Origin of the sequence: Microbulbifer variabilis, from assembly GCF_020524905.1 — a bacterium.
GTDB lineage: Bacteria > Pseudomonadota > Gammaproteobacteria > Pseudomonadales > Cellvibrionaceae > Microbulbifer > Microbulbifer variabilis_A.
Genome location: NZ_JAIVKI010000002.1, coordinates 94839 through 119032 on the forward strand (window position 1 = coordinate 94839; position 24194 = coordinate 119032).

Genomic DNA, 24194 nt, shown 5'->3' on the forward strand with positions numbered 1-24194 from the left:
GACCTAGAATCCAACTATGCCCAACTCGAACATTGACAGCGACCTGACCCTCGGCAGCTTGCGCGGCCAATTCCTACTGGCCATGCCCGGTATGGAGGATCCGCGCTTCAAGCACAGCATCGCCCTGATCGTTGAGCACAGCCAGGAAGGCGCTATGGGCATAGTGATCAACGCCCCCAGTAAGGTGCACTGGAGAGAAGTTTTCGAGCAACTGTCGCTGCAGGATTCCAGCCAGAGGGGTGAAGAACCGGTCTTGTTAGGCGGCCCCATCTCCCCGGAACAGGGCTTCGTTCTGCACGGTGCCGGCGTACAATTCGACTCGACCACCGAGATCAATTTGGAGATTAGCCTCACCGCATCCAAAGACATTCTCGAATCCCTCGCCTCTGGGCACGGCCCCGACGATGTTTTGCTGGCCCTGGGCTACGCCGGCTGGGGGCCGGGACAGCTGGAACAGGAACTGGCGGAAAACGCCTGGCTGACTCTGCCGGCGGAACCCGAAATTCTTTTTGCCACCCCAGTGGAAAAACGCTGGCAGAGCGCCGCGGCACGCCACGGTATCGACCTCTCAGGGCTCGGCTCACAGGCCGGACACGCTTAGCCTATCCCGGTTATCATCCGCTTCGAGATTGATTTTCCAGAACCGGATGTTTCCCCTGATGAACAAACCCATTACCGCCCTCGCCTTCGATTTTGGCACTCGTTCCATCGGTCTCGCCTATGGGCAGAGTCTGACCGCCAGCGCCAAAGAGCTACCGCCGCTGCCAGCAAAGGACGGCAAGCCGGACTGGGACAAGGTGCAGCAACTGATCGATGAATGGCGGCCGCAATATTTGCTCGTGGGTCTACCGCTGAATATGGACGGCAGTGAAAGTGAATTCGGCGCGCGTGCCCGTAAATTCGGTCAACGCCTGCACGGGCGCACCGGGTTGCCGGTGGAAATGATTGATGAACGTCTCAGCACCCGCGCGGCAAAGGAAGAGGCCGCGGAGCGCGGTCACCGCGGTAACTATGCCGATAACCCCGTGGATTCCATCGCCGCGCGCATCATCCTCGAGGACTGGCTGCGCGCACGCGCCTGATATTCGCTCCCGATGCCTGTGCAATCTGAGCCACAGCTGCCAGCGCTCTGATAGAATTGTCCGCCCATACAACCGAGTGACCGAACCCTATGCCCATTTCCCGCATCCGTATCGCCACCCGCGAAAGCGCCCTGGCTCTCTGGCAGGCCAATTTCGTCAAGGACCGCCTTCAGCAGGAACACCCCGAGTTAGAGGTGGAACTGCTGCCAATGACAAGCCGGGGTGACCAGGTGCTGGATATTCCCTTGACCAAGGTGGGCGGCAAGGGGCTCTTTGTGAAAGAGTTGGAAGTGGCCATGCTGGAAGGGCGCGCGGATATCGCCGTGCATTCCATGAAAGATGTGCCGATGGAATTTCCCGAAGGCCTCTACCTGCCGGTTATTTGTGAGCGAGAAGATCCGCGCGATGCCTTCGTTAGCAACCAGTTTGCCAGTTTTGAAGCACTGCCCCAAGGCGCGGTGGTAGGCACCTCGAGTCTACGCCGCCAGTGCCAGCTTCTTGCTCACCGGCCCGATCTTGAAGTCAAGTTCCTGCGCGGTAACGTGAACACCCGCCTAGCCAAACTGGACGCGGGAGAATACGACGCCATTATTCTTGCAGCCGCCGGCCTGCTGCGTTTGGAAATGCGCGAGCGCATCCGCAGCTTTTTGCCTTCCACGGTATTGCTACCCGCCGGAGGCCAGGGCGCCGTCGGTATCGAATCCCGCAAGAACAGCGAGCTGGAAGCCCTGTTACTCCCCCTGCACTGCCGTGAAACCGCCGCACGCCTCAGTGCTGAGCGGGCGCTGGTCAAGCGTCTTAACGGCGGCTGCCAGGTTCCCATCGGCTGCTATGCCGAACTGGAAGACGACACTCTGTGGTTGCGCGGCCTGGTCGGCAGCCCCGATGGCACCACCATGATCCGCGCCGAAATCCGCGGTGCGGCAAAAGATGGTGAAGCACTGGGAATTCAACTCGCAGAACAATTACTGGAACAGGGGGCTGAGAAAATCCTCGCCGCGATTTGAGCCTAGGACAGATCAATTATGGCCAAAAGCCTGTATAACAAGCGAATATTGACCACACGCCCCGCACACCAAGCCAACACCTGGGATTCGCTATTGCGTGCCGAGGGTGCGGCGGTTAACAGTATTCCCATGTTGGCGATTGATCCCCTCACAGAGGGGGCTGCTCAGCAGGCCATTAAAAAACGCATTCTCGATTTCGACCAAGTGGGCTTCGCCATTTTCGTCTCCCAGAATGCCGTTCGCTACGCCGTCGACTGGCTGGAAGATTACTGGCCTCAGTTACCCCAGGGGCCGCGCTATTTCGCCATTGGTGCGGCCACGGCAAAGGCCCTGCTGGCACGCGGTATTTCCTGCGAACATGGTGGCGAGCACATGAATTCTGAAGACCTGCTCGCCCTGCCCGCCCTACAAGAAATTTCCGGGCATCGGGTGCTGATTTTTCGCGGCGCAGGTGGACGCACTCTGATTGGCGACACACTGCGCGCTCGCGGTGCGCGTGTGGATTACTGTGAACTCTACCGCAGGTCTCTACCCGCAAACGCCCCGACAGATTTAGCCGAGTATGCTTTTACTCCGGATGCCATCACCGTCCATAGTGGCGAGACACTTGCGAACCTACACGCTTGTATAGAGCGCTCAAATTGCACACGACTACTACGGACTGCCCTTATCTGCCCCAGTACGCGAGTCGCAGAACAGGCCCGGACATTAGGCTTTATCCAAACCTACACTGCCCTAAATGCCGGAGACAGCGCTATGCTAGAGGCATTACTCAAGGCGCTAGACTGAATTACTCTCGAATTCTCAGCCCGGTTGGGTTAAAAATCTCAAAACGAAGCCACCCGCGCTATTATGGCCGGCGCCACTCGCTATAATCCGACGACAATTACCAGCTGCGCTCCATGCCCATGACCAACGAAAAATCCAAGGATAACTCCGCCTCCCCGGCCAACGAACTCACTTCCGACACACTGGCCAAAGGGGAGAGCAAGAGCAATTTTGCCAAGGCAGCACAGGGCAAAAACGATAAGACTCCTATGGAGGCTAGGCCTAAAAAGAGCGGCGGCCACTGGTGGTGGCTGGTCTTTATCCTGTTGCTCATCGCCCTGATCGCTTTTGCCTGGTACAGCTGGCCCCAGTTGCGTAATCGTATTACTCAGCTCGACTTTTTCCCCTCCAAACAGACTGTACCCACTGAGAAAGCCGAGCCCCAAAGCGAAATAACAACATCAAATATTTCTGCAAGGCCAGATACCCCTAGCCAAGCCACAGAAGAAACTACCCCAGCTACTTCGACGGTCCCAGCACCGACAGCCGAGTCCCGCCCTGGAGAATCCCGGCAAGCAGAAGTCCCAGCACCCTCTCCACAAAGCCAGCAATTGGATCAGCTTCAGCAGACAGATACCGCTCTACGCAATCAAATTCAGTTGCAAGCCCGCACTATCGCACAGCTGCAACAACAACTGGCGGGCATGCAGCGCAGCCTCACCGCACAGGGCAACCGCCTCAGCGAGCTGGGAAACGTGAGCCGTGAGGACTGGCAGCTGGCAGAGGCCGACTATTTGTTGCGTATGGCCAATCAGCGCCTGATGTTGGAAGACAATAGCCGCGCCGCCCTGGGTCTAGTCGAAAAGGTCGATACCATTTTGCGCCAGGTAAACCTTCCAGACCTGTACGGAGTGCGCCAACAACTGGCACGGGATATTACCGCTCTAAAATTGGTGGAAAATATCGACCGGGAAGGGCTCTACTTGCGCCTGCGCGCCCTGGAAGAACAGTTGATTCACGCCTCAATCCAGCCACAGTTCGATATGGCCCAGCCTCAAAAAGAGACGGCAAAAGCGGAGCCGGCTCAGGAAAACCAATCCACGTGGGAGCGCAGTTGGCAGCATTTTACCACCTTCCTGCGCGACTCTATTCGCCCTATTGACGGCGATATCAACCCGGTAATGCTCTCCCCACAAAGCGAAACCCGCTTTCGCCAAACTTTGCGTCTTAACATGGAGCAGGCACAGTTGGCCCTATTGCGCGGCGACTCAACCGTTTACAAAGACGCCCTGAAAAGTGCCCGCGAGTTGCTCCTGACCTATGGCACTGCCAATGCCCAGCGTAACGCACTGGCACAGCAATTGGCGGAACTCAGTGAACAGCCCATTCAAGTCCAAATGCCAGACCTAAGTGCCTCACAAGTCGCCCTGTACAATTATATTGAGCGGCTTCACAAAACCTCCGGGCTTGATGCCGGCACTATGGAGGAGGTCACCCAGTGAGGAAAGTCCTTTTTGCCGCCGTTGCCCTGCTCCTTCTCGGCGCTCTGCTGCCGCAGATCAACCAGAATTATCCGGGGTATCTGGTGATCGGCTTCGGCGGTGAGTTGAATAAAGGTTATGAGATGAACCTTTGGTTCGCGATAGTCGCACTCGTTGCCCTGTTACTCGCCATATTTGTTCTCACCTGGATAGCCCGCAGCCTGTTTCGCGCTGTACGCGGCAGCGTCGATCGCCTGCGCTTCGGCCGCCAAAGAGTCGCCCGCCGACGCCTTACCAGTGGCCTGGTAGAGTTTATGGAGGGCAACTGGTCTCGAGCGCGTCGGCAACTCCTGAAAAGCGCACCACGCTCAGAAGCGCCGCTGATTAATTACCTCGCCGCCGCACGCAGTGCTCACGAACTAGGGTTTCGCGAGGAAGCCAACGAGTTACTGGCAAAAGCTGAGGCCTGTGGCGAAGACACCCGCCTGGCAGTGGCCTTGAGCCAGGCCCGCATGCAGCTGCAGGACAAGCACTACGAACAGTGTATCGCCAGTCTCAAGCGGGCTAAGCAGCTGGAGCCCAAGCATCCGGCCCTGCTGCAAATGCTCAAACAGGCCTACTACTCTCTGGGTGACTGGAGCAGTTTGAGGGAGCTGCTACCTGAGTTGGAAAAAAGCGCCAATATGCCCGAGGAAGACCTGCAAAAACTGGAGCGGGAAGTCTACGAACATCAACTCAACGAAGCCGCAAATCGCAACGATAGAGAGAGGCTACACAGTATCTGGCACGGCCTGAATGGCCGCTGGCAGCGCAACGTGGAACTCCGCAGCCTCTACGCTCACCTGTTGCATCAAAGTGGCGATGACATCGAAGCAGAAAAGCACCTGCGTTGGTTGCTTAACCGCGAGTGGGCTCCCAAGCTGGCCAGCCTGTATGGCCGCCTCACAGGAGCAGATGCCGCTGCACAGCTCTCCGCCGCAGAGGGCTGGCTAAAGGAATACGGTGAGAGCGCCGACCTACTCACCTGTCTCGGACGCCTGAGCATGCGCAATGAGCTTTGGGGCAAAGCACAGCAATATTTTGAGAAAAGCCTGTTACTGCGTCAGGATCCAGTGACCTCCGCGGAATTAGCACGACTGTTCCAGGCTCTCGGTGAAAAAGACAAAGCCGCACGCCTCTTTGAGGAGGGACTGTTGCAGGCAGTTCCAGACCTGCCGCCTGTACCCATGCCCAGCCAGGACAAACCCCTTCTAGGAGTGCATGCCTAATTGGCTTTCTTGTGGCCCAGATAGCCTGGGCCCTTTCACCTTAACACTCTTTGGCCCATAGTGAGCTTCCGCATCCGTTTTGAGGCTCGCTCCATGACACTGCCGCCACAATGCCTCTCAGCTATCACCATAATCTTTTCGGCTCTACTTTCGAGTTTTACACTAGCCGCTGCTCCCCCTATCCAGCCACAGGATAAGTTACTGAGCGGCTACGAGTATCCCTATCCAGTTAAGACTTTGGGACTGTCCAAATTAGGGCAACCTGCCGCCATGGCCTATATGGATGTCCCCTCAGGCACGCTTGCACCTGCCAGAGGCACGGTGCTACTTCTACATGGAAAGAATTTTTCCGCCGCCTACTGGAAAGACAGCATCGTCGCGCTCACGGAACAGGGTTACCGGGTGATTGCACCGGACCAAATCGGCTTCGGCAAATCGGATAAACCATTAATGCAGTACAACCTTCACGGTATGGCTGCAGATACCAAAGCACTTCTCAAAAGGCTTAAAGTGGGTCAAGTATCTGTGGTTGGCCACTCCATGGGAGGTATGCTGGCGACACGCTTCTCACTTATGTTCCCAGAGATGATAGAGAAGCTCGTTTTAATAAATCCTATCGGTCTGGAGGATTGGAAACGCCTCGTACCCTATGAGCCTCTGGAACAAGCGATACTCAGGGAACAGGCACAAACGCCGGAAGGGATTAGGAACTATATGTCTAGAACCTATTTTGATGGGAAATGGCAGGAATCCTATAACCCACTACTGGATATCCAGGCCGGATGGATCCTGGGTCCAGATTCCAAACATATAGCCAAGATTGATGCCCTCACCTCAGAAATGGTATTTACTCAGCCGGTTTTGTATGGGTTTCCCGACCTCAAAGTACCCACTCTCCTGATTATCGGTACGCGGGATCGAACCGCGGTTGGCCGTGCCCGCGCCGCTGAACCTATCAGAAAAAATCTGGGGCGTTACGATCTATTGGGCAAAAAGACAGCCGCCGTAATTCCAAATGCGAAGCTAATAGAGCTCGATGGTGTCGGACATTTGCCACAGTTCGAGGCCTTCAATGATTATTTCAAGGCTCTAGTCCAATTCCTCAATGAAGAAACCCAGCCGGTTTTTCATTAATTCAACCTTTGCAAGCCTGCTATTAATCATACCTCTTTCAAACAAGCACAAGGCTAGGATTAATATATTTTCACAAATTACAGCCAAACCCTCTGCACAAAGAGTGTTCTTAAGACTTGTACGAGTGACACCCGACTTGCATGGTTAGATTTGAAGGTGAGATACAGTAAGGAAAATTTAAGAGAAGCTTTCTAAAAACGAAACGACTGATTTGGATCAGGTACAGGGAGGGCTATTAAATAGAATTCACTAAGCAGTACCTGATCCAGATAATTCAGAAACACTATGTCTGGGAATATTAGATATTTGCAAACATACCGGCAAAAAGTAACATGGCCAAAAAAGTAATAATCCCCTGCAGGATGGCAATAATAATCGCCTTCAAAAATCCCGTTCCCAGTACTAGCATATAAGCGATTGCAGCCAGTGGAATAGTCAAAAGAATCCCGGCACTGTCACTTACACCGGGCAGCATTCCCCCCACAATTCTCTGTACAATCAGCGCCAGTAAAAGTGCAAACAGACAGTAAAAAACCCCAGTATTTCTTGCCCCCATCATGGCAGCAGCCATCTTTAATGGCAGAACCAAAACCGCTACCATTATGATTACAAAAAGAATCAACTCCATTGTTCACCCCTCCCTCATTTTGTAGTTATTTGGCCTAATCCCCAAGGCCATCATGATGCAGAATATATCGGCCGTTTTGAGCCAAATGGAAATGTCACCTAATGTTAACTTTTATGACTATTTGTATAATTAACCTACAACATAGCATCGAAGTATAGATGACATTACATCATACTACTTAAGCTACATCTCGTTGAGTTAGCCGCACAAAAAAAGCTGGCATAAAAATCTTTGCCAGCTTTTATTCAGAGTAGAACAGATTGATATGCAGAAAATGTAGATCTGACAGTTTATTTGCGTACTAGGCGTATGCTTGAAGGCTTTAACTCTCCATTTTCCATATAGCTCTCTGTGCGAAGGATTTTGTCATCCTCTAGCCACTCGAAAGCCAAGCTATGCTGATGGTTCTCGTTTAAATCCTCAAGGTTAGTAGCATCCTTAAAGGAAAACTCAATCTGCCCACTTTTATCACTTGAGGTAAGCTGCAAATGAGGCTGGTTGCCCTGAGGGCAATAGTGGGTAGCCAATAAGTTGCCTTTATCCATATGGTAGATAGTCAGTGAATGAGATTCCCCCTTATACAACCAATTCTCCACCATAACGGTATCTCTAGCCGTCTGAGAAAAATTAATATAAAAATTTCCAGCAGTGTCTCCTTCTTTTTTCCAGTCTCCTCGAAGTGATTTCATTTGCTCGAATACTTCCCCACTCTTCAGATTGAGATCCCCTGCATTCACTGCCAACGAAAAACAACATAAGACAATTGAAAAACAGTTAGCAAAGGCTTGTTTTACTTTAATCATAATAGGTACTCCTTTTCCTATAAAAAATAGATATTGATATTCTATAGAGCCTTTGAAATCACTTCAAAAAATCCTCTGAGGGACTTTCAGGGGTCTCAGATTCAATCCAGGAATACCCAATAAAGTTTATTATCATATTTGCATTAAGCGTTTGGCAATACGCCTCATCGCACCGGCAGATTTACTATCCACGTCACGATTCATCAGGATAATAAAGCCATCCTTACGATTTGGGTCAAAATACAAAGCAGTAAAAACCCCCAAATCGGATCCCATATGCCCAACAAGGCCGTTTCGATCTCTCCAAAAAAAGCGCTGGGAATCAGAAACCGACTTGGGCAACTGTAAACGAAACATTTCCTGATACATAGCATCAGACAGGAGCTTCGCTCCAGACTTATTGCGGTTATGAAGAACTGCCAATAGAAAATCACTGAGATCGACAATACTTACACGAACACCACCATCCGGATACTGTGGATTTCCACTGTGAGGATATGGATGAAATTTTTTGTATTCGAAAGGCGGATTAATATATTTTCCTACCAAATAATTTATTTTGCTTGATTCACTATCAGCACACAAACCGACGAATGGCACACATTGCTCTACTTTATACGGTACAGCGATAGAATCCAGATCCATTCCATTAAGTTTCCAGCTTGCACTTTCCATTTCCAGGCTGTGAAAAAGGGTATCCTTGCTATAGTCAGCAAAGGTTTGGCCTGTTACGGACTCCACCAGAAAACCTGCCAAGCCTGCAGACAAATTACTGTATCGCCGACTTTCCCCTGGTATAGTTTTCAGATAATGTTCGCCATTATTGTACAGACTACCGTCATCGGTAAGGAGAGAGCGGAGATGTTGCTCAAGGCTGAGTTCTGGGTCGCGGTTTTCAGAGTAAGTGGCTTCGTCATAATAATCTGCAATACCTGCAGAATGACTTGCCAGATTTCTTAACGTAATTTTTTCATCCTTTGTATGTGGATTATCTACCTTAAATGGTAAATAGGCATTGATATCCCGATCGAGCTCCAACTTTCCATCGTCGACCAACTGCAATAGCGTTACGCCCATAATCGGCTTGCTAATCGATGCAATATTAAAAGGGGTATCCAGGGTAACCGCCTTACCAGCTTCTACGTCCGCCATTCCATAGACTTGCTGAAAAACAAGTCTACCGTCTTTTATTCTTGAGACGGCCATACCAGGAATGGCCGCCTCTCTCATAATTGCGGGTATGAATCCTTCTATATTGGCAATTTCGGCGCTTTTCTCCTGCTGACTTGGCAATATAGCCCAAAATCCGAAAACGCCAATAATGATTAGGCCGACGGCATAAAATACTTTCATTTGAATCTCCCTAAAAACCCATCAAAGACGATAATAAAGCCGATACCGGGATTCGACGCCATCAGTCTTATTTATAGATGCGGGACTAGGGAAAAATGATTCACGGCAAAGAAATCATAAACCAGAGCGTCTATTGGGACGCTCTATAGGAGAATAATTAAAATAAAATACTGGGACAGTAATTATTCAAGACCCAGCTTGGACCAAATTTCATCGACCTTTTGGACCACCCGAGGATCTTTCTCGATAGGATTACCCCACTCTCTATTGGTTTCTCCCTGCCATTTATTGGTAGCATCAAAACCAATTTTTGAACCGAGGCCAGATACCGGCGAGGCAAAATCCAGATAATCAATCGGGGTATTTTCCACCATTACCGTATCACGCGCTGGGTCCATACGGGTGGTCATGGCCCAGATAACATCTTTCCAGTCCCTTGCATTGACGTCATCATCGGTGACGATAACAAACTTGGTGTACATAAACTGACGTAGAAAAGACCAGACTCCCATCATCACTCGCTTAGCATGACCCGGATACTGCTTTTTCATAGTCACTACGGCGAGCCGGTAAGAGCAGCCTTCGGGGGGCAGATAAAAATCGACAATTTCTGGGAATTGCTTCTGTAAAATGGGCACAAATACTTCATTGAGTGCCTCCCCCAAAATTGCCGGTTCATCCGGCGGACGTCCGGTGTAAGTACTGTGATAAATAGGTTTTTTACGATGGGTAATTTTCTCTACGGTAAATACCGGAAAACTATCCACCTCATTGTAATAGCCAGTGTGATCTCCATAGGGGCCTTCATCGGCCATATCATCGGGATAGATAAAACCTTCCAATACATATTCAGCACTGGCCGGAACCTGTAGATCACTGAGCAGAGCGCCTGTCACTTCTGTTTTGTCACCTCGTAACAGACCGGCAAAAGCGTATTCAGAGAGTGTATCCGGTACAGGGGTAACGGCCCCCAATATGGTTGCCGGGTCAGCACCAAGTGCAACAGCCACTGGATAGGGCTCCCCGGGGTGCTTCTGGCACCAATCGCGGTAATCCAGAGCACCGCCCCGGTGGCTGAGCCAGCGCATAATGAGGCGGTTTTTACCGATCAGCTGCATGCGATAAATACCGAGGTTCTGGCGCTTCTTCTCAGGCCCTCGGGTAATCACCAGTGGCCAGGTTACCAATGGGGCGGCATCTCCCGGCCAGCAGGTCTGGATTGGGAGTTTGGTGAGGTCTACCTGAGCTTTATCCACTATCACCTGCTGACAGGCCGCTCCCTTGACGACCTTAGGCCCCATATTGAGCACCTGCTTGAAAACCGGCAGCTTTTCCCAAGCATCGCGGAGATTCTCCGGCGGTTGTGGCTCCTTAAGAAAAGCGAGCAACTCGCCGACCTCACGCAATTCATCAATACTCTCACGCCCCATCCCCAACGCCACACGCTCGGTGGTGCCGAATAGGTTAGCGAGTACCGGGGTATCGAAACCGATAGGGCTTTCAAATAGCAATGCCGGACCCCCTGCGCGCAATACGCGATCAGAGATTTCCGTCATTTCCAATTTGGGGTCTACGGGGAATTTAATCCGTTTGAGTTGGCCGCGCTTTTCCAATAACTGGATAAAATCACGCAGGTCTCTGTATTTCATGGGCTGCCGGTCGAGAAGAAAAATCCAACGTGCAGTGTAAAACAGAAATTACAAAATAGGGAATGGCCCCCTGGAGAAGGGTGCTAAAAAGAAGGGGAGAAGAAACGGCCCGCAAACTATTTGCCGCGGGCCGAAAAAATCTTAAGCTAGCCGTAGCTTAGAAGCGGGGGCGACGCGGACGATCTTCGCGAGGCTTAGCTTCGTTCACGCGGATGTTACGGCCAGACAGAGGCTGGTCGTTCATCTCTTCGATCGCTTTGCGCGCTTCGTTGTCGTTAGGCATTTCTACGAAACCGAAGCCCTTAGAGCGGCCAGTCTCACGGTCAGTAATTACAGTAGCCCGAGAGATCTCTCCGAATGCGCCGAAAGCTTCGTGCAGGTCGTCAGAGGTTACGCCGTAGGCCAGATTTCCGATATAGATATTCACAAAAGGTTCTCACTAGATGTGTGGGCTGTCGTGCAGTCACAAATGAATAACCAGCTCCACCAGATTATCCATTTGAGATTGACCCTTTTACGGAGTTACCCCTGGGTCAATTCGGTCGGGCGCCTTACTATAAATTTCATACCCAGCGCCACGATGTGGAACTTTATATGCCTTATAGCTCGCCTTTTCAACATTAATTCGCGCAAATAATCAATTTGTACAAACCTGAATATAAAAGGCGCCGATGTGGGCGCCTTTTATATATAAAAATTATTTCCGTTTCATGGACAGGAAGAATTCGTCATTTGTCTTGAAATCTTTCAACTTGTCCACTAGGAACTCGGTTGCCGCAACATCTTCCATATCGTGTAGCAGCTTGCGTAAGATCCACACCCGCTGCAGCTCACCCTCGGGCATCAGCAGCTCTTCGCGGCGGGTTCCTGAACGTCGTACATTAATTGCCGGGTAAACACGTTTTTCAGCGATCTTACGATCCAACTGTAATTCCATATTACCTGTGCCTTTAAATTCCTCGAAAATCACTTCGTCCATCTTCGAGCCGGTATCGATCAGTGCAGTAGCAATAATAGACAGACTTCCGCCTTCTTCAATATTTCGTGCAGCACCAAAGAAACGCTTGGGCCTTTCGAGAGCGTGGGCATCCACACCACCGGTCAAAACCTTACCGGAGCTGGGCACCGTGGTGTTGTAAGCTCGAGCCAGACGGGTGATAGAATCGAGCAGGATCACCACGTCTTTCTTGTGCTCTACCAGGCGCTTGGCTTTTTCGATAACCATTTCAGCAACCTGAACATGGCGTGCCGGTGGCTCGTCAAATGTAGAGGCAACCACTTCTCCACGCACGGAGCGCTGCATTTCGGTAACCTCCTCCGGGCGCTCATCGATCAGCAAGACGATAAGGTGGCATTCCGGGTTGTTGCGCGTAATGGCCTGGGCCATATTCTGCAGCATAATCGTTTTACCGGCCTTTGGCGGTGCCACGATCAAGCCACGCTGCCCCTTACCGATAGGTGCAATCAGGTCGATAATACGGCCAATCAGGTCTTCGGAAGAGCCGTTACCACATTCCAGTGTTAAGCGATCATTGGGGAAAAGTGGGGTGAGGTTTTCAAAAAGAATCTTATTACGGGCATTTTCCGGTTTATCGAAATTAATTTCGTTAACCTTTAATAGAGCGAAATATCTCTCACCTTCTTTTGGTGGGCGAATTTTTCCGGAAATTGAGTCACCCGTGCGTAAATTAAATCGACGAATCTGACTGGGGGAAACATAGATATCGTCCGGACCCGCGAGATAAGAAGAATCAGCGGAGCGCAAAAATCCAAAACCATCTTGAAGGATTTCCAATACGCCGTCACCGTAAATATCTTCACCGCTTTTGGCGTGGCGCTTAAGAATATTGAAAATAACATCCTGTTTACGCGATCGGGCCACGTTTTCCAGGCCCATGGCTTTGGCTATTTCAATCAACTCTTCAATGGGTTTAGTTTTTAATTCGGAGAGATTCATACCAATTGCTTATTAAGGTTTCTGTTGTCATTGGCGCGGACACGCCGGAAATAATTTGAGGAGGGGTTTGAAAATCAGAGATTTGCTCGTCTATTTGCCCGGTACTCCAGGACTCCATGCCTTTCAAAAGCGTAATACTCATTGGCTTTAGCTTTCCAGCGATAAAGCTATGGAAAAGCCGTCTCAATTAAGCTCAATTCGAGGAATAAATACGCCGGGAATGGTCAGGGACCTATGGAGGGGCGTTTTCTTCAGCTGGTCGTCATTGGATTCTCAGCTGACTGAACTATTACAGAATTACAGCCAGTATAACGGCTGTTTCTCATCCTGCAAAGAAATTTGCCTCCTTTGCAGGATGAAATAACCGGGATTAAAGCTGGCTATCGATAAATTCGGTCAACTGAGCGCGAGACAGGGCACCAACCTTGGTACCTTCCACATTGCCGCCTTTAAACAGCAACAGGGTAGGAATGCCGCGCACATTGTACTTCGCCGGGGTTTCCTTGTTGGCATCCACGTCAACTTTGACGATTTTCAGCTTTTCGCCATAGTGACTTGCGAGGTCTTCCAGGACCGGAGCGATCATTTTGCACGGACCGCACCATTGCGCCCAGAAGTCCACTAGCACCGGGCCTTCAGCCTTGAGGACCTCAGCTTCGAACTCAGCGTCGGTTACGTTGATGATTGCGTGCTCGCTCATATTGCTTTCCTGTTCTTTAGTTACTCGATGCGGGGACACCGCAGGCGCATCTTCTCACGATGCCGGCTGTGAGAATACAGCTGTACTGCGCCGGTCAGCCCAGAGTTTGGGGCATCGATACCGTTTTCAAGCCCAGCCGTGACATCAGGCCTGTTCCAAAAAGCGCTGTAGAATCTCATCGAGATAGTCAAATCCAAAGGCGCTGGCGGCTATACGCCGATCCAGTGGCTGCACCAGATCCATGGCCATCAGGCCCGGCCAGTGACGCCTTAAGGCCTCCAATGATAGGCCGGTATAACGCTCGAAAGTATCCACCGGAACACCCTCCATCAATCGTAGGGCGTTCATCAGGAACTCTAAAGGCAAATCGCTGGCTTCGATCGGATCAGTATGGGGTTCAGCCAGTGCCCGGTGGAGCAGCTCTCCCTGCTGGGGCCCGATCGACAAGTAATCTCTTGGAGTCCGTGTGCGTCGACTGCGCAGTATCCGGCCCTCCGCAGGCAAACTAACCTTACCGTGGGCACCGGCACCGATACCCAGATAATCTCCGAATCCCCAGTAATTGACGTTGTGACGTGACTCCAAGCCCCTGCCACTGTAGGCGGAGACCTCGTAGCGAAAGTATCCCTCTGAAGCAAGAAACGCGCGACCATGACCCTGCATACTGGCAATCAGCTGTGATCCCGGTGTTGAGGGGGGAGCACTATAGAACGCCGTATTGGGCTCAATGGTCAATTGGTACCAGGAGATATGCTCCGGCGCCAGGGAGACAGCACGCTGCAGATCCTCCAGGGCCTCGGCTTCAGTCTGGCCGGGCAGGCCGTGCATGAGATCGAGGTTGATATTGTCGAAGCCGGCCCGCCGCGCCATCTGCAAAGCCCCACTGGCCTCTTCGCCACTGTGGATACGGCCCAGATTGTGCAACTGGCTATTGCTAAAACTCTGCACACCGATCGAAAGTCGGTTGACCCCTGCAGCCCGATAGCCGGTGAACTTTGCCTGCTCGAAAGTGCCAGGGTTTGCTTCCAAGGTAACTTCAATATTCTCGCTGAAACCCACCAACTCCTCGGCCATCACCAGGATTTGGCCGATCGCCTCCGGAGAGAACAGGCTCGGGGTACCACCACCAAAAAAAATGGACTGGAGCTTGCGCCCCTGCACCCAAGGCAGTTGACTGATCAAATCGCGACGCAGCTGTGCCACATAATCCGCCTGCGGTAGGGCATACTCCGTATCTGTATGATCCCTAGTCGCCTGATGGGAGTTGAAGTCACAGTAGGGACATTTGCGCACACACCAGGGGATATGTACGTAGAGGCTGAGTGGCGGCAACTGCAGGCCACGGTTATTACTTGGCAAGATCGGCACCCAACATCGTTTCCCGCCACATCGCCTCAAACACCTCCATTGCCTGAGCGCGGTGGCTGATACGGTTTTTTAACTCTCTCGGCATCTGCGCAGAAGTCATACCTTCATTATCCACAAAGAACAGCGGATCGTAGCCAAAGCCCTGCTCACCGGCCGGCTCGTCGAGTATACGGCCACGCCACTGGGCACTACACACCAGGGGTACGGGATCATCGAAACTGCGCACAAAGGCCAGGGCACAATGGAAGCTGGCATTGCGGCGCGCTTTTTCAACCCCTTTTAAAGCCTCAAGTAGTTTGCTGTTATTACGTGCATCCGTAGCCCCCTCGCCGGAATATCGCGCGGAATAGATTCCCGGCGCACCGTCGAGCACATCCACCGCCAACCCAGAATCATCGGCCAGCGCCGGTAGACCACTAATCCGGCTGGCATGGCGTGCCTTGATCAGAGCATTTTCAATAAAGCTGAGCCCGGTCTCCTCTGCATCGCTTACGCCGAACTCGGATTGGGGAAGGACCTCGATATCCCAGCTGTTGAAGAGCTGGGAAAATTCACGCAATTTGCCGACGTTGCCGCTGGCCAGAACAATTTTTTTTAACATGCCGTATCAATTAAAAAACGGGCCCTGGGCCCGCAAAGGATTCACTTTAAGAGCGCCCCTCTGACAGCGCCACTGACAGCCATACAGATAGAGAGGGTCACTCACTCAGATCACTCGCAACAGGCTAGAGTTTGCGGCGAAAGGAAATCGTCTCTGTCTTGCCATTGGGTAGGGTCACATCTACGTTGAACGTGAGCGTTTCCTCATTCTCATAGCGCAAGGGCGCCAGGTAATAAACCGCATCGCCCTCCCGAATTTCTTTAAACTTCAGTGGCCGCGATTGTTGAATCAGGTTTGTCGCATTGCCGGACATCTCCGCACTGAGGCCCTTGGTGCCACCATCTTTTTTCACTACCGAGACATTGACGTAGGCGCGATCTTTAGCCCTCACCAACTGGTACTGCTGAGCGATATCCGGCTGGATAAAGTCACTGTTGAATACTGAGTAAATCACCCGATAATCACCGAAGTCCTCGTAATTCTTAATAATGCGGGCCTCTTGCGCCATGGCGCCAGCGGTCAGGAAGAACAGTGCCAGAGCGGCAATGGCATTAAAGATACGGTTCACGGGTCACCTCCAATTGTTATGAGCACCGTTCAGCTGGGCAGAAGGTATAGATCTGGTGGTAAACCCAGAGCGATAATCACCCAAAGCTGCTGTTTGCCCATAGACCAGGGTCAAAAACTTGGCGCAGATATTAGTTTAGCGAGTCAGGTGGTATATCGCGGTCTCACCGAATAAATTTGGCAAAAAGTCTTTAAAGGCCACCCCTAATTTCGACTCAGATACTACCTGTCGGTGCAAAATAGTCCAATCGTTCTGCCTGCACAGCACCTCAAAGTCCCTGAAAGTACAAAAGTGAATATTAGGTGTGTCATACCATTCGAATGGTAATAGATCGGATACTGGCATACGCCCGGAAAAAGCCAGGTGCCAGCGCGCTTTCCACTGGCCAAAATTGGGGAAAGTGATAATGCAATCGCGACCTACCCGCAACATTTCGCCCACCACCAGGTGTGGATGCCTCAACGTTTGCAGGGCCTGAGTCATCACCACTGTGTCGAAACTGGCATCGGCGAAATTGGTAAGCCCCGCATCTAGGTTTTGCTCGACGACATTGACTCCACGTTGCACACAGCGCTCTATCTGTTCTGAATCTATCTCCAGACCGTAACCCACAACGTTCTTGTTCTGTTGAAGCTGCTCCAGTAGTTCGCCGTCACCGCAGCCCAGGTCGAGAACCCGGCTAGCAGGAGTTATCCATTCCTGAATTACATTGAGGTCTATACGCATGCGGACTGCCCTTCTTTATGTTCCGCCGCCACCCGCTGCATATAGCTGCGAAAAATACTCTCGTAGCGCTTGTTTGGCAGCAGGAAGGCATCGTGTCCCATGGCCGACTCAATTTCTGCATAACTCACTGCTCGATTGGCGTGCATCAACGCATCGGCAATTTCCCGAGAGCGACTGGGGGCAAAACGCCAATCCGAGGTGAAGGAGATCAACAAGAAGCGGCAGCGCGCATGGGAGAAAGCGGCCACCGGATCGTCGTTATATTCCCGTGCGAGGTCGAAATAATCCAGCGCGCGAGTCATAAGGACATAGGTATTAGGATCAAAACTGCTGGAAAAACTATCGCCCTGATAACGCAGATAGCTCTGGATCTGGAATTCAACTTCCTCGTCGGCACCCTGCTGAAAACTGCCGGAGCGCAGTTCGCGGCCAAATTTATGCGCCAAACCATCGTCGGAGAGATAGGTAATGTGGCCAATCATACGTGCGACGGCCAGGCCTCCGCGGGGGAGTTTACCTTCCTCCAGGTAGCGCCCCCCGCAGAAATCCGGGTCCGAGGTTATCGCCTGGCGCGCAGTCTCATTGAAAGCGATATTCTGTGCCGAGAGTTTCATCGCCGAGGCAATCACCACGCAATGGCGCAAACGCTCCGGATACTCCAAAGACCAGCGCATCGCCTGCATCCCCCCCAGGCTGCCACCGATTACCGAAGCCCACTGCTCTATGCCAAGAGTATCCGCCAGGCGGGCTTGGCTATGCACCCAGTCGCGCACCCGCAAGGAGGGAAAATCCGGGCCCCAGGGTTTACCCGTAGCGGGATTGATAGAAACCGGCCCGGTAGATCCGTGGCAACCGCCGAGGTTATTGACCGCCACCACGAAAAATCTATTGGTGTCGATGGGCTTGCCGGGACCGATATACTGGTCCCACCACCCTGGGCGCTTGTCCTCGGGGCTGTGCCTACCTGCGGCGTGGTGATGACCGGATAGCGCGTGGCAAATCAATACCGCGTTGGTTTTATCAGTATTCAATTCGCCATAGGTTTCATAGACCAGGGTGTAGTCCTGTAAAACACGCCCGCAGGCCAACTGCAGAGGTTCACAAAACTTGTGGCTCTTTGCTGTTACAAGACCTACAGAGCCCTTTTCAGCTGAATTCGGTGCCTCGCAGGAGGCGCTGGGGTTTTCCGTGGACAAAGTAATAATATCTGTGGGTTATTTGGCGGTCGGCTATTGCCTCTGCAGCAAGTGTACGGGAGTGCTGCAACTTATGACAATTGCCAACCGCCAGCGAGGACCTTAAGTCGTGAGGGCCGGTTTCAGCGGAGTGACATTATGCGCGCGAGGCGCCGGTGCCAGAGGCTGTGGCGCCGAGGTGTTGTGGCGCAGCAAATCCTCCAGCCCCGACAGCGCCCGATCATTGCGCAGCACTTCATCCTCAAGTGTGCGCAAATCCGTGTGCCGGCTTCGGGTCTTCTGCTTCAACTCGGTCAACTTGATCAAGTGACGGTTCAGCAGGTGTTTTTGGTATTGGGTGTGCTGCTTGAGCGGTTCCAGGGCCTGCTCCAGCCAATTTTCCGCAGCCTTACTCATCTCTGTATAGAGGCGCCCTACCTCGCTGGCCAGTGTAGTGATAAAGCGCTCGCTCAAACGATTACGCCGTGCCAACAAAAGCTGTGGAGAACGTCGCAACTGGGCAGCTTGGCGATGCAGGCCACGCAGGGTGATACGGAATTGGCGAATGGTGAAATATTGCTCGGCACTGTCCACCTTCTTCAAGCTGGAGCGCTCAAAAATTGCGTCCAGCAGACGGTTGGCCTGATCCACTTCCCGCTCCAAATTGGCAAGCTGGCAATCGACGCCCTCCATAAAAGTGTCTATTGCCTTGGCGAGGCCCATCGGTGTCCAGCGTTTATGCAATGCTTTGCTGGTTTCATCGATCAATAGTTGTAACTGTTGCAAGGTTATAGGCGCCAGCAGCGAAGTACTCTGCCGCATCAGCATACGCTGACTGGATTTCAGGGTGAGCAACTCCTGATGGCAGAGTTTGTGCTGTTCGCGCACAGTCTGGTGCAACTGGTCCAACTCGGCCAACTGCTCCTCAGTGCTGGCACTATTGCGCTGCAAATGCATCAGCGCCGCACGGCCGCTATTAAGGCGGCGCTTAAGTAGATCGCGGGTATCCGCCATCAGCGTCAGGACCTGGTGCAGCGAACGGTGTTCCGCTACTTTTTGACGATGCTCCAACAGGCGTTGAACCAGCAGTTTCTCAAAATCAGTAAAGCAACTTTTGCGTAGCAGTTCAGCATCTTGCTGCTGGCGCGCCAGCAAGGCCATTTTTGCCGAGACTCCGGCGACACTTTCCTGCGGAAGGGATAGCAATTTAGCGACCTGCGCACGCATGCGCCGCAGTAGTTGTTGCGCATCTTCGTCTGGGTCATCCCAGAGCACATCCATCTTATTCAACAGCGCCATAACCGCGGTGCCGCGATGTTCGCGCAGGGGAGCCAGGTGAGTCTCCCACATATTCATATCGGTGCCGCTGACACCGGCATCGGCTGCCAGTAGGAATGCCACGGCCTGGGCACCGGGCAGCGTGCTGAGGGTGAGCTCCGGCTCATTGCCCAGGGCATTGAGCCCCGGTGTATCAATAATCCGTAAGCCCTGGTCCAAAAGTGGGTGTGGCAGGCAGATCAGTGCGTAACGCCAGGCGGGTATCTCTACCAAGTTGCCTTTGTCATCCAGGTGGCGGCGATCGAAGCCATAACGGGCGGCCTCCTCCGGCAATACCGACTTGGTGGCGGCCACTTTTAACAGCGCTTCGCGGGTCGCCTCGGGGTTGTTGGCGTCGAACTCGTGTGTGACCCACTTCTGCGGAATTCGCCGGAAGCTCTCGAGGCTGGTATTGGTTGCCAAGGTCTCTATAGGCAACAGGCGCAGGCTGGCGCGCTCTCCGCCATCACTAAAAATCTCCGTTGGGCACATAGTAGTGCGACCAGGCTTTGAGGGCAGCAGACGCTGACCATAGGTCTGCGCCAACAGCGCATTGATCAGCTCGGTTTTGCCGCGGGAAAACTCGCCGACAAATACCAGAGTAAACTGATCGTCGGTTAGTAGCGCTCGGGCCTGCTGCACAACCTGGCAGGCGCCGGCAGAGTTGGGGAAATGTTGCTGTAACCACTGACTGAACTGGGCGAACTGCCGATCCAGATTCTTCTTCCAGCGGTCGTACTCAGAGATATGTTGGCGTAGGAGTGCGTCTTCCATTTCACAGTGTTCTTGTTATTTATACTCTGCAGGCTACCGGCCCAGGCCACTCAAAAGAGACGGGCCGGTAATCGTTAGTATAAAAGTCTAACACTGCGCCAGATGCGATCCAGTGCGCGTGGTGGAAGAAAAGCGCACGGTAACCGATTTAAAAACCGGGAATATGCCAGAAAAGGCTGTAAACGAAGCGCGGCATATTGGCCATGCTGGCAAAGCCCAGTAGTAATTTATCCGCCACGGTGAGCAGGATAAACACGAAGATAGGGCTGATATCGATCACCCCCAAAGGTGGGATCAAGCGACGTACCGGTGCACAGAACGGCTCCAGCAGCTGGCGCAATAGCATCAGTGCCGGGTGGCTGCTCTGCGGAGCGATCCAGCTGAACACAATAGAGATCAGCATTCCCACAAACACCACCGCAATCATGGTAGCCACACAGCCAATCAGAGACCAAAGCAATGCACTCAGGGGATTGAACAGACCAAAACCGGCAAACGCACCGCAAACCAGAATCATTACCAGCCCGACCAGCAGGGCGAGTACCACCGAAGCCATATCCACACCGAAAAGACCCGGCACCACTTTGCGCAGCGGCAGTAGCAGTGGGTTGGTAATTTTCACAATGCCCTGGGAAATCGGATTATAGAAATCCGCACGGGCCAACTGCAGCAAGAATCGCATCAATACCGTAAAGAGGAAGAGGATACCCAGGGTAGCCACCAGGAAAACGCCGATGTTGCTAAAGGTACTTGTCATTGAAAATCCCTACAGAGTGATTAACTCACGGCGCAGCCTGCACCATTGATTGTGTTGATAAGTTTATTGGTCCAGTTCGCGAGCCATCTCTGCAGCGCGCTCGGCACAATCACGCATGGCATCGGCCACCAACTGCGGCAGGCCGCCCTGCTCAAAGCGCTGCACAGCGCGCTCGGTAGTACCACCAGGCGACATCACATTGCGCTTCAATTGGGCTACATCTAGATCACTGGTCATGGCCAGTTTGGCGGCGCCCAGTGCAGTTTGCAACACGAGGCGCTCGGCGTCGGCGCGGGCAAAGCCACTAGCCGCGGATGCGTCGATCATCGCCTCCATAAACTGGAAGAAATACGCCGGCGCCGACCCGGCCACAGCGATCACCTGATCGATGCCCTCTTCCTTATCCACCCACAGGGAGATACCCACTGCGTTGACTATGCGCTCAGTAATGGCGCGGTGAGCGGCGGTTACCGCTTCATCTGCAAACAACCCGGTCACCCCACTCTGCACTAGAGCCGGCGTATTGGGCATAGCCCGCACAATCGGTAGATGCTCCCCCAGCCAGCGCTGATAGGCTGCCAGGGGAATGCCTGCAGCCAAAGTAATAATCAGCGGTTTACGGCCTTCCAGGTGGGGGCGTAGATCCATGCACAGATCGCGCATCACCTGGGGCTTTACTGACAAAACAATGACATCGGCCCCATCAATCGCGACGATGTTGTCACTGTGCACTACGGTATTGTGACGCTTGGCAAATGCCTCAAGTTTGAGGGGATCGCGCCCGGTAGCCACAATCCTATCAGTCGGATATCCCGCCGCCAGCAGGCCACCGATTACCGCACCGGCCATATTTCCAGCACCGCCGATAAAAACAATTTTGGGATTTGTTGCAGTCACTTGGGTTACCTCGGCGATCGTTCGCCTCATTTTCGGTGAGTTTTACTGGCTGTTATACCCCGGAGGGATTCCGATAATATGTGGTCGCTCAATTCCAATAACAAGAGAAGCGCGCCCCAGCGTGCTAGCCAAGGAGAACACTATGTTGAAATGGCGCTATTTGGCGACCGCCGTAATGCTTAGCGCGGCTGCCGTTGCCAACGGGATGGAGACCCGCACCGAGAACAATGGCCAGCTGCAGCTACAGGACATTCCCCCAATCCCAGCGAGCCTGGTGGAAGAACTCGACCGCTACCAGAATGTGCGTTCAGCCAGTTTCCGTGGCTGGGATATGGAAGGCAGCGGTATGTATATCAGTACCCGCTTTGGCGAGGTAAACCAGCTGCACCGGGTAGAGCGCGCTGGGGGCGCCCGCCGCCAGCTGACTTTTTTTAATGAACCAATCGGGGAAGTGCTTACCCGCCCCCAGCACCGACAGCTGGCCTACACCATGGACGCCGGCGGTAACGAGTATGCGCAGATTTTCCTGTTCGACAGTGCCAACGGCAAGAGCAAGATGCTCAGCGACGGCGAATCTCGCAATAGTGTCATTCTTTGGAATAAACGGGGCTCGGCCCTGGCTTACCAAAGTACCCGCCGCGATGGCAGAGCCAACGATATCTGGCTGACTACGATTGGCGACAAGAAAAATGAAGATCGCCTGATACTAAAATCGGAAGATGGCAGCTGGTGGGGGCCCAGTGACTTCTCTCAATCCGGCAGCCAGCTACTGGTTCTGCAATATGTTTCCTCCACCCGCTCCAAGGTTCACCTGTTGGACCTGGACAGCGGCGATATAACATTGCTCTCCGGTGATGATGAAAAGGATTCTCGCAACTTCCCCGCCGGCTTTAGCTACGATGACCGCTCCATATACTTGATTAGCGATAAAAATGGCGAATTCACCCAGCTGATCCGTAAAGACCTGGCCAGCGGCGATGAGAAAATTATCAGCGCCGATATTCCCTGGGATATCAGCAGCTTTGTCCTTAGTGAGGACGGCCGTCGCGGTGCTTTCGTCTCCAACGAGAACGGCATGTCGGCCCTGTACCTGTACGACCCACGCAATGACCGCTATCGCAAAGTTGACACACTACCTATCGGCGTTATCGGCGATATCGAATTCAACCCCAACGGAGACAAGTTAGCGTTATCACTGAATACCCCGAAAACCCCCACCGACACCTTTGTATTGGATCTGGGCCGGCGGCCTCTATCCAGTGGCGACCTGAACCGTTGGACCTTCAGCGAAGTGGGCGGTCTGGATACCGAGCAGTTTATCGAGCCCGAGCTGGTGCACTACCCCACTTTCGATAAGGTAAACGGCGAGCCACGCAAGATTCCCGCCTTCGTCTACAAGCCACGCGATATAAAGGCACCTGTGCCGGTCATTATTTCCATTCACGGTGGCCCCGAGGGCCAGTACCGCCCGCTGTTTTCCAGCAACTACCAACTGTGGTTGAAGAAGCTGGGGGCCGCGGTGATCGCCCCTAATGTGCGCGGATCTGCCGGTTACGGAAAAAGTTTTCTGGCCATGGACAACGGCTACAAGCGTGAAGATTCTGTGAAAGATATTGGCGCGTTACTGGACTGGATCGCCACCCAGACGGACCTGGATGCCAAGCGGGTTGCCGTCTTCGGCGGTAGCTATGGCGGCTATATGGTATTGGCCAGCAGCGTCCATTATTCGGATCGCCTAAAAGCGGCCGTAGATATTGTCGGCATCTCCAATTTCGTCACTTTTCTCACCAATACCAAGAGTTATCGCCGGGACCTTCGCCGCGTGGAATACGGTGACGAACGGGATCCGCAAATGCGCGCCTTCCTGGAAGACATCAGCCCCAACAACCATGTGGAAAAAATCCAGGTACCCATGTTTGTGGTGCAGGGGCAAAACGACCCCCGCGTCCCCGTCACCGAGGCGGAACAGATCGTGGCCGCTTTACGTGAAAATGGCAATCAGGTTTGGTATATGAATGCATTAAACGAGGGACATGGCTACCGTAAAAAAGAGAATAATGATGTCTTCACCCAGGCCACTACACTGTTTTTTAGCGAACACCTGCTCGACGAAACACAGAAAGAAAAGTTGACTTTAGTTGAGTAGTGCCAAAGTCTCTTCTAAATCTCGATGCTTAATAA

The 24194-nt window shown here is 52.7% G+C and carries 23 protein-coding genes; 8 read left to right on the forward strand and 15 right to left on the reverse strand.

Going from position 1 to position 24194, the window contains the following annotated elements:
* Nucleotides 1-16: 16 nt before the first annotated feature.
* The 7 genes from LC073_RS03345 (at nt 17) to LC073_RS03375 (ending at nt 6740) form a co-directional block, all read left to right on the forward strand.
* Complete coding sequence (locus LC073_RS03345) at nt 17-601, forward strand: YqgE/AlgH family protein (protein ID WP_226643486.1); 585 nt, start codon at nt 17-19, stop codon at nt 599-601.
* Nucleotides 602-659: 58 nt separating this feature from the next.
* Nucleotides 660-1082 carry a Holliday junction resolvase RuvX gene (gene ruvX, locus LC073_RS03350; protein ID WP_226643488.1) on the forward strand — a complete coding sequence of 141 codons (423 nt, stop codon included), beginning with the start codon at nt 660-662 and terminating at the stop codon, nt 1080-1082.
* A gap of 89 nt (nt 1083-1171) precedes the next feature.
* The gene (hemC, locus tag LC073_RS03355) at nt 1172-2089 is read left to right on the forward strand and encodes a hydroxymethylbilane synthase (RefSeq protein WP_226643490.1); all 918 of its coding nucleotides are present in this window, start codon (nt 1172-1174) and stop codon (nt 2087-2089) included.
* A gap of 18 nt (nt 2090-2107) precedes the next feature.
* Complete coding sequence (locus tag LC073_RS03360; RefSeq protein ID WP_226643492.1) at nt 2108-2878, forward strand: uroporphyrinogen-III synthase; 771 nt, start codon at nt 2108-2110, stop codon at nt 2876-2878.
* Nucleotides 2879-2991: 113 nt separating this feature from the next.
* Entirely contained in the window at nt 2992-4359 is a 1368-nt protein-coding gene (locus tag LC073_RS03365; protein WP_226643494.1) for a uroporphyrinogen-III C-methyltransferase, read from the forward strand.
* Complete coding sequence (locus tag LC073_RS03370; protein ID WP_226643497.1) at nt 4356-5606, forward strand: heme biosynthesis HemY N-terminal domain-containing protein; 1251 nt, start codon at nt 4356-4358, stop codon at nt 5604-5606. Before LC073_RS03365 ends, LC073_RS03370 begins: the two co-directional genes overlap by 4 nt.
* A gap of 93 nt (nt 5607-5699) precedes the next feature.
* Entirely contained in the window at nt 5700-6740 is a 1041-nt protein-coding gene (locus LC073_RS03375; RefSeq protein ID WP_226643498.1) for an alpha/beta fold hydrolase, read from the forward strand.
* Between the two features lie 298 nt (nt 6741-7038).
* On the opposite strand, the gene LC073_RS03380 is transcribed toward LC073_RS03375, so the two are convergent.
* The 15 genes from LC073_RS03380 to proC form a co-directional block, all read right to left on the reverse strand.
* Nucleotides 7039-7368 carry a hypothetical protein gene (locus LC073_RS03380; protein ID WP_226643500.1) on the reverse strand — a complete coding sequence of 110 codons (330 nt, stop codon included), beginning with the start codon at nt 7366-7368 and terminating at the stop codon, nt 7039-7041.
* A 290-nt stretch (nt 7369-7658) separates the two neighbouring features.
* On the reverse strand, nt 7659-8171 hold the full coding sequence (locus LC073_RS03385) for a hypothetical protein (RefSeq protein ID WP_226643502.1): 513 nt from the start codon (nt 8169-8171) through the stop codon (nt 7659-7661).
* 132 nt (nt 8172-8303) lie between these two features.
* Nucleotides 8304-9524 (reverse strand): serine hydrolase domain-containing protein, encoded by a 1221-nt coding sequence (locus tag LC073_RS03390; protein ID WP_226643503.1) that lies wholly within the window; start codon nt 9522-9524, stop codon nt 8304-8306.
* A 182-nt stretch (nt 9525-9706) separates the two neighbouring features.
* The gene (gene ubiD / locus LC073_RS03395; RefSeq protein ID WP_226643505.1) at nt 9707-11173 is read right to left on the reverse strand and encodes a 4-hydroxy-3-polyprenylbenzoate decarboxylase; all 1467 of its coding nucleotides are present in this window, start codon (nt 11171-11173) and stop codon (nt 9707-9709) included.
* 157 nt (nt 11174-11330) lie between these two features.
* Complete coding sequence (locus LC073_RS03400; RefSeq protein WP_226643507.1) at nt 11331-11600, reverse strand: RNA recognition motif domain-containing protein; 270 nt, start codon at nt 11598-11600, stop codon at nt 11331-11333.
* A 270-nt stretch (nt 11601-11870) separates the two neighbouring features.
* Complete coding sequence (rho, locus tag LC073_RS03405; protein WP_226643508.1) at nt 11871-13130, reverse strand: transcription termination factor Rho; 1260 nt, start codon at nt 13128-13130, stop codon at nt 11871-11873.
* 370 nt (nt 13131-13500) lie between these two features.
* A complete protein-coding gene (gene trxA, locus LC073_RS03410) occupies nt 13501-13830 on the reverse strand; it encodes a thioredoxin TrxA (RefSeq protein ID WP_226643510.1) in 330 nt (109 codons plus the stop codon).
* Between the two features lie 144 nt (nt 13831-13974).
* On the reverse strand, nt 13975-15198 hold the full coding sequence (gene hemW, locus LC073_RS03415; protein WP_226643512.1) for a radical SAM family heme chaperone HemW: 1224 nt from the start codon (nt 15196-15198) through the stop codon (nt 13975-13977).
* A complete protein-coding gene (rdgB, locus tag LC073_RS03420) occupies nt 15179-15799 on the reverse strand; it encodes an RdgB/HAM1 family non-canonical purine NTP pyrophosphatase (RefSeq protein WP_226643514.1) in 621 nt (206 codons plus the stop codon). Before rdgB ends, hemW begins: the two co-directional genes overlap by 20 nt.
* 124 nt (nt 15800-15923) lie before the next feature.
* Entirely contained in the window at nt 15924-16367 is a 444-nt protein-coding gene (locus LC073_RS03425) for a DUF4426 domain-containing protein (RefSeq protein ID WP_226643516.1), read from the reverse strand.
* A gap of 135 nt (nt 16368-16502) precedes the next feature.
* Nucleotides 16503-17093: a methionine biosynthesis protein MetW gene (gene metW, locus LC073_RS03430; protein ID WP_226643518.1), complete on the reverse strand. Its 591-nt coding sequence runs from the start codon at nt 17091-17093 to the stop codon at nt 16503-16505.
* Nucleotides 17084-18289: a homoserine O-succinyltransferase MetX gene (gene metX, locus LC073_RS03435; protein WP_226643520.1), complete on the reverse strand. Its 1206-nt coding sequence runs from the start codon at nt 18287-18289 to the stop codon at nt 17084-17086. The genes metW and metX overlap by 10 nt, the downstream gene beginning before the upstream one ends.
* Nucleotides 18290-18391: 102 nt before the next feature.
* A complete protein-coding gene (locus tag LC073_RS03440; RefSeq protein WP_226643522.1) occupies nt 18392-20359 on the reverse strand; it encodes a dynamin family protein in 1968 nt (655 codons plus the stop codon).
* Between the two features lie 148 nt (nt 20360-20507).
* Nucleotides 20508-21116: a YggT family protein gene (locus LC073_RS03445; RefSeq protein WP_226643524.1), complete on the reverse strand. Its 609-nt coding sequence runs from the start codon at nt 21114-21116 to the stop codon at nt 20508-20510.
* 63 nt (nt 21117-21179) lie between these two features.
* Nucleotides 21180-22013, reverse strand: coding sequence for a pyrroline-5-carboxylate reductase (gene proC / locus LC073_RS03450; RefSeq protein WP_226643526.1), 834 nt, complete (start codon nt 22011-22013; stop codon nt 21180-21182).
* A gap of 142 nt (nt 22014-22155) precedes the next feature.
* On the opposite strand from proC, the gene LC073_RS03455 reads away from it, so the two are divergent.
* On the forward strand, nt 22156-24159 hold the full coding sequence (locus LC073_RS03455) for an alpha/beta fold hydrolase (RefSeq protein ID WP_226643528.1): 2004 nt from the start codon (nt 22156-22158) through the stop codon (nt 24157-24159).
* Nucleotides 24160-24194: the final 35 nt, after the last annotated feature.

Coding starts and splice junctions, on each gene's coding strand:
- LC073_RS03390 (WP_226643503.1), bottom strand. CDS start 9,524: ATGAAAGTATTTTATGCCGTCGGCCTAATCATTATTGGCGTTTTCGGA.
- LC073_RS03380 (WP_226643500.1), bottom strand. CDS start 7,368: ATGGAGTTGATTCTTTTTGTAATCATAATGGTAGCGGTTTTGGTTCTG.
- LC073_RS03345 (WP_226643486.1), top strand. CDS start 17: ATGCCCAACTCGAACATTGACAGCGACCTGACCCTCGGCAGCTTGCGC.
- LC073_RS03365 (WP_226643494.1), top strand. CDS start 2,992: ATGCCCATGACCAACGAAAAATCCAAGGATAACTCCGCCTCCCCGGCC.
- rho (WP_226643508.1), bottom strand. CDS start 13,130: ATGAATCTCTCCGAATTAAAAACTAAACCCATTGAAGAGTTGATTGAA.
- ruvX (WP_226643488.1), top strand. CDS start 660: ATGAACAAACCCATTACCGCCCTCGCCTTCGATTTTGGCACTCGTTCC.
- ubiD (WP_226643505.1), bottom strand. CDS start 11,173: ATGAAATACAGAGACCTGCGTGATTTTATCCAGTTATTGGAAAAGCGC.
- LC073_RS03440 (WP_226643522.1), bottom strand. CDS start 20,359: ATGGAAGACGCACTCCTACGCCAACATATCTCTGAGTACGACCGCTGG.
- LC073_RS03445 (WP_226643524.1), bottom strand. CDS start 21,116: ATGACAAGTACCTTTAGCAACATCGGCGTTTTCCTGGTGGCTACCCTG.
- LC073_RS03360 (WP_226643492.1), top strand. CDS start 2,108: ATGGCCAAAAGCCTGTATAACAAGCGAATATTGACCACACGCCCCGCA.
- trxA (WP_226643510.1), bottom strand. CDS start 13,830: ATGAGCGAGCACGCAATCATCAACGTAACCGACGCTGAGTTCGAAGCT.
- hemC (WP_226643490.1), top strand. CDS start 1,172: ATGCCCATTTCCCGCATCCGTATCGCCACCCGCGAAAGCGCCCTGGCT.
- LC073_RS03375 (WP_226643498.1), top strand. CDS start 5,700: ATGACACTGCCGCCACAATGCCTCTCAGCTATCACCATAATCTTTTCG.
- LC073_RS03385 (WP_226643502.1), bottom strand. CDS start 8,171: ATGATTAAAGTAAAACAAGCCTTTGCTAACTGTTTTTCAATTGTCTTA.
- LC073_RS03455 (WP_226643528.1), top strand. CDS start 22,156: ATGTTGAAATGGCGCTATTTGGCGACCGCCGTAATGCTTAGCGCGGCT.
- rdgB (WP_226643514.1), bottom strand. CDS start 15,799: ATGTTAAAAAAAATTGTTCTGGCCAGCGGCAACGTCGGCAAATTGCGT.
- metW (WP_226643518.1), bottom strand. CDS start 17,093: ATGCGTATAGACCTCAATGTAATTCAGGAATGGATAACTCCTGCTAGC.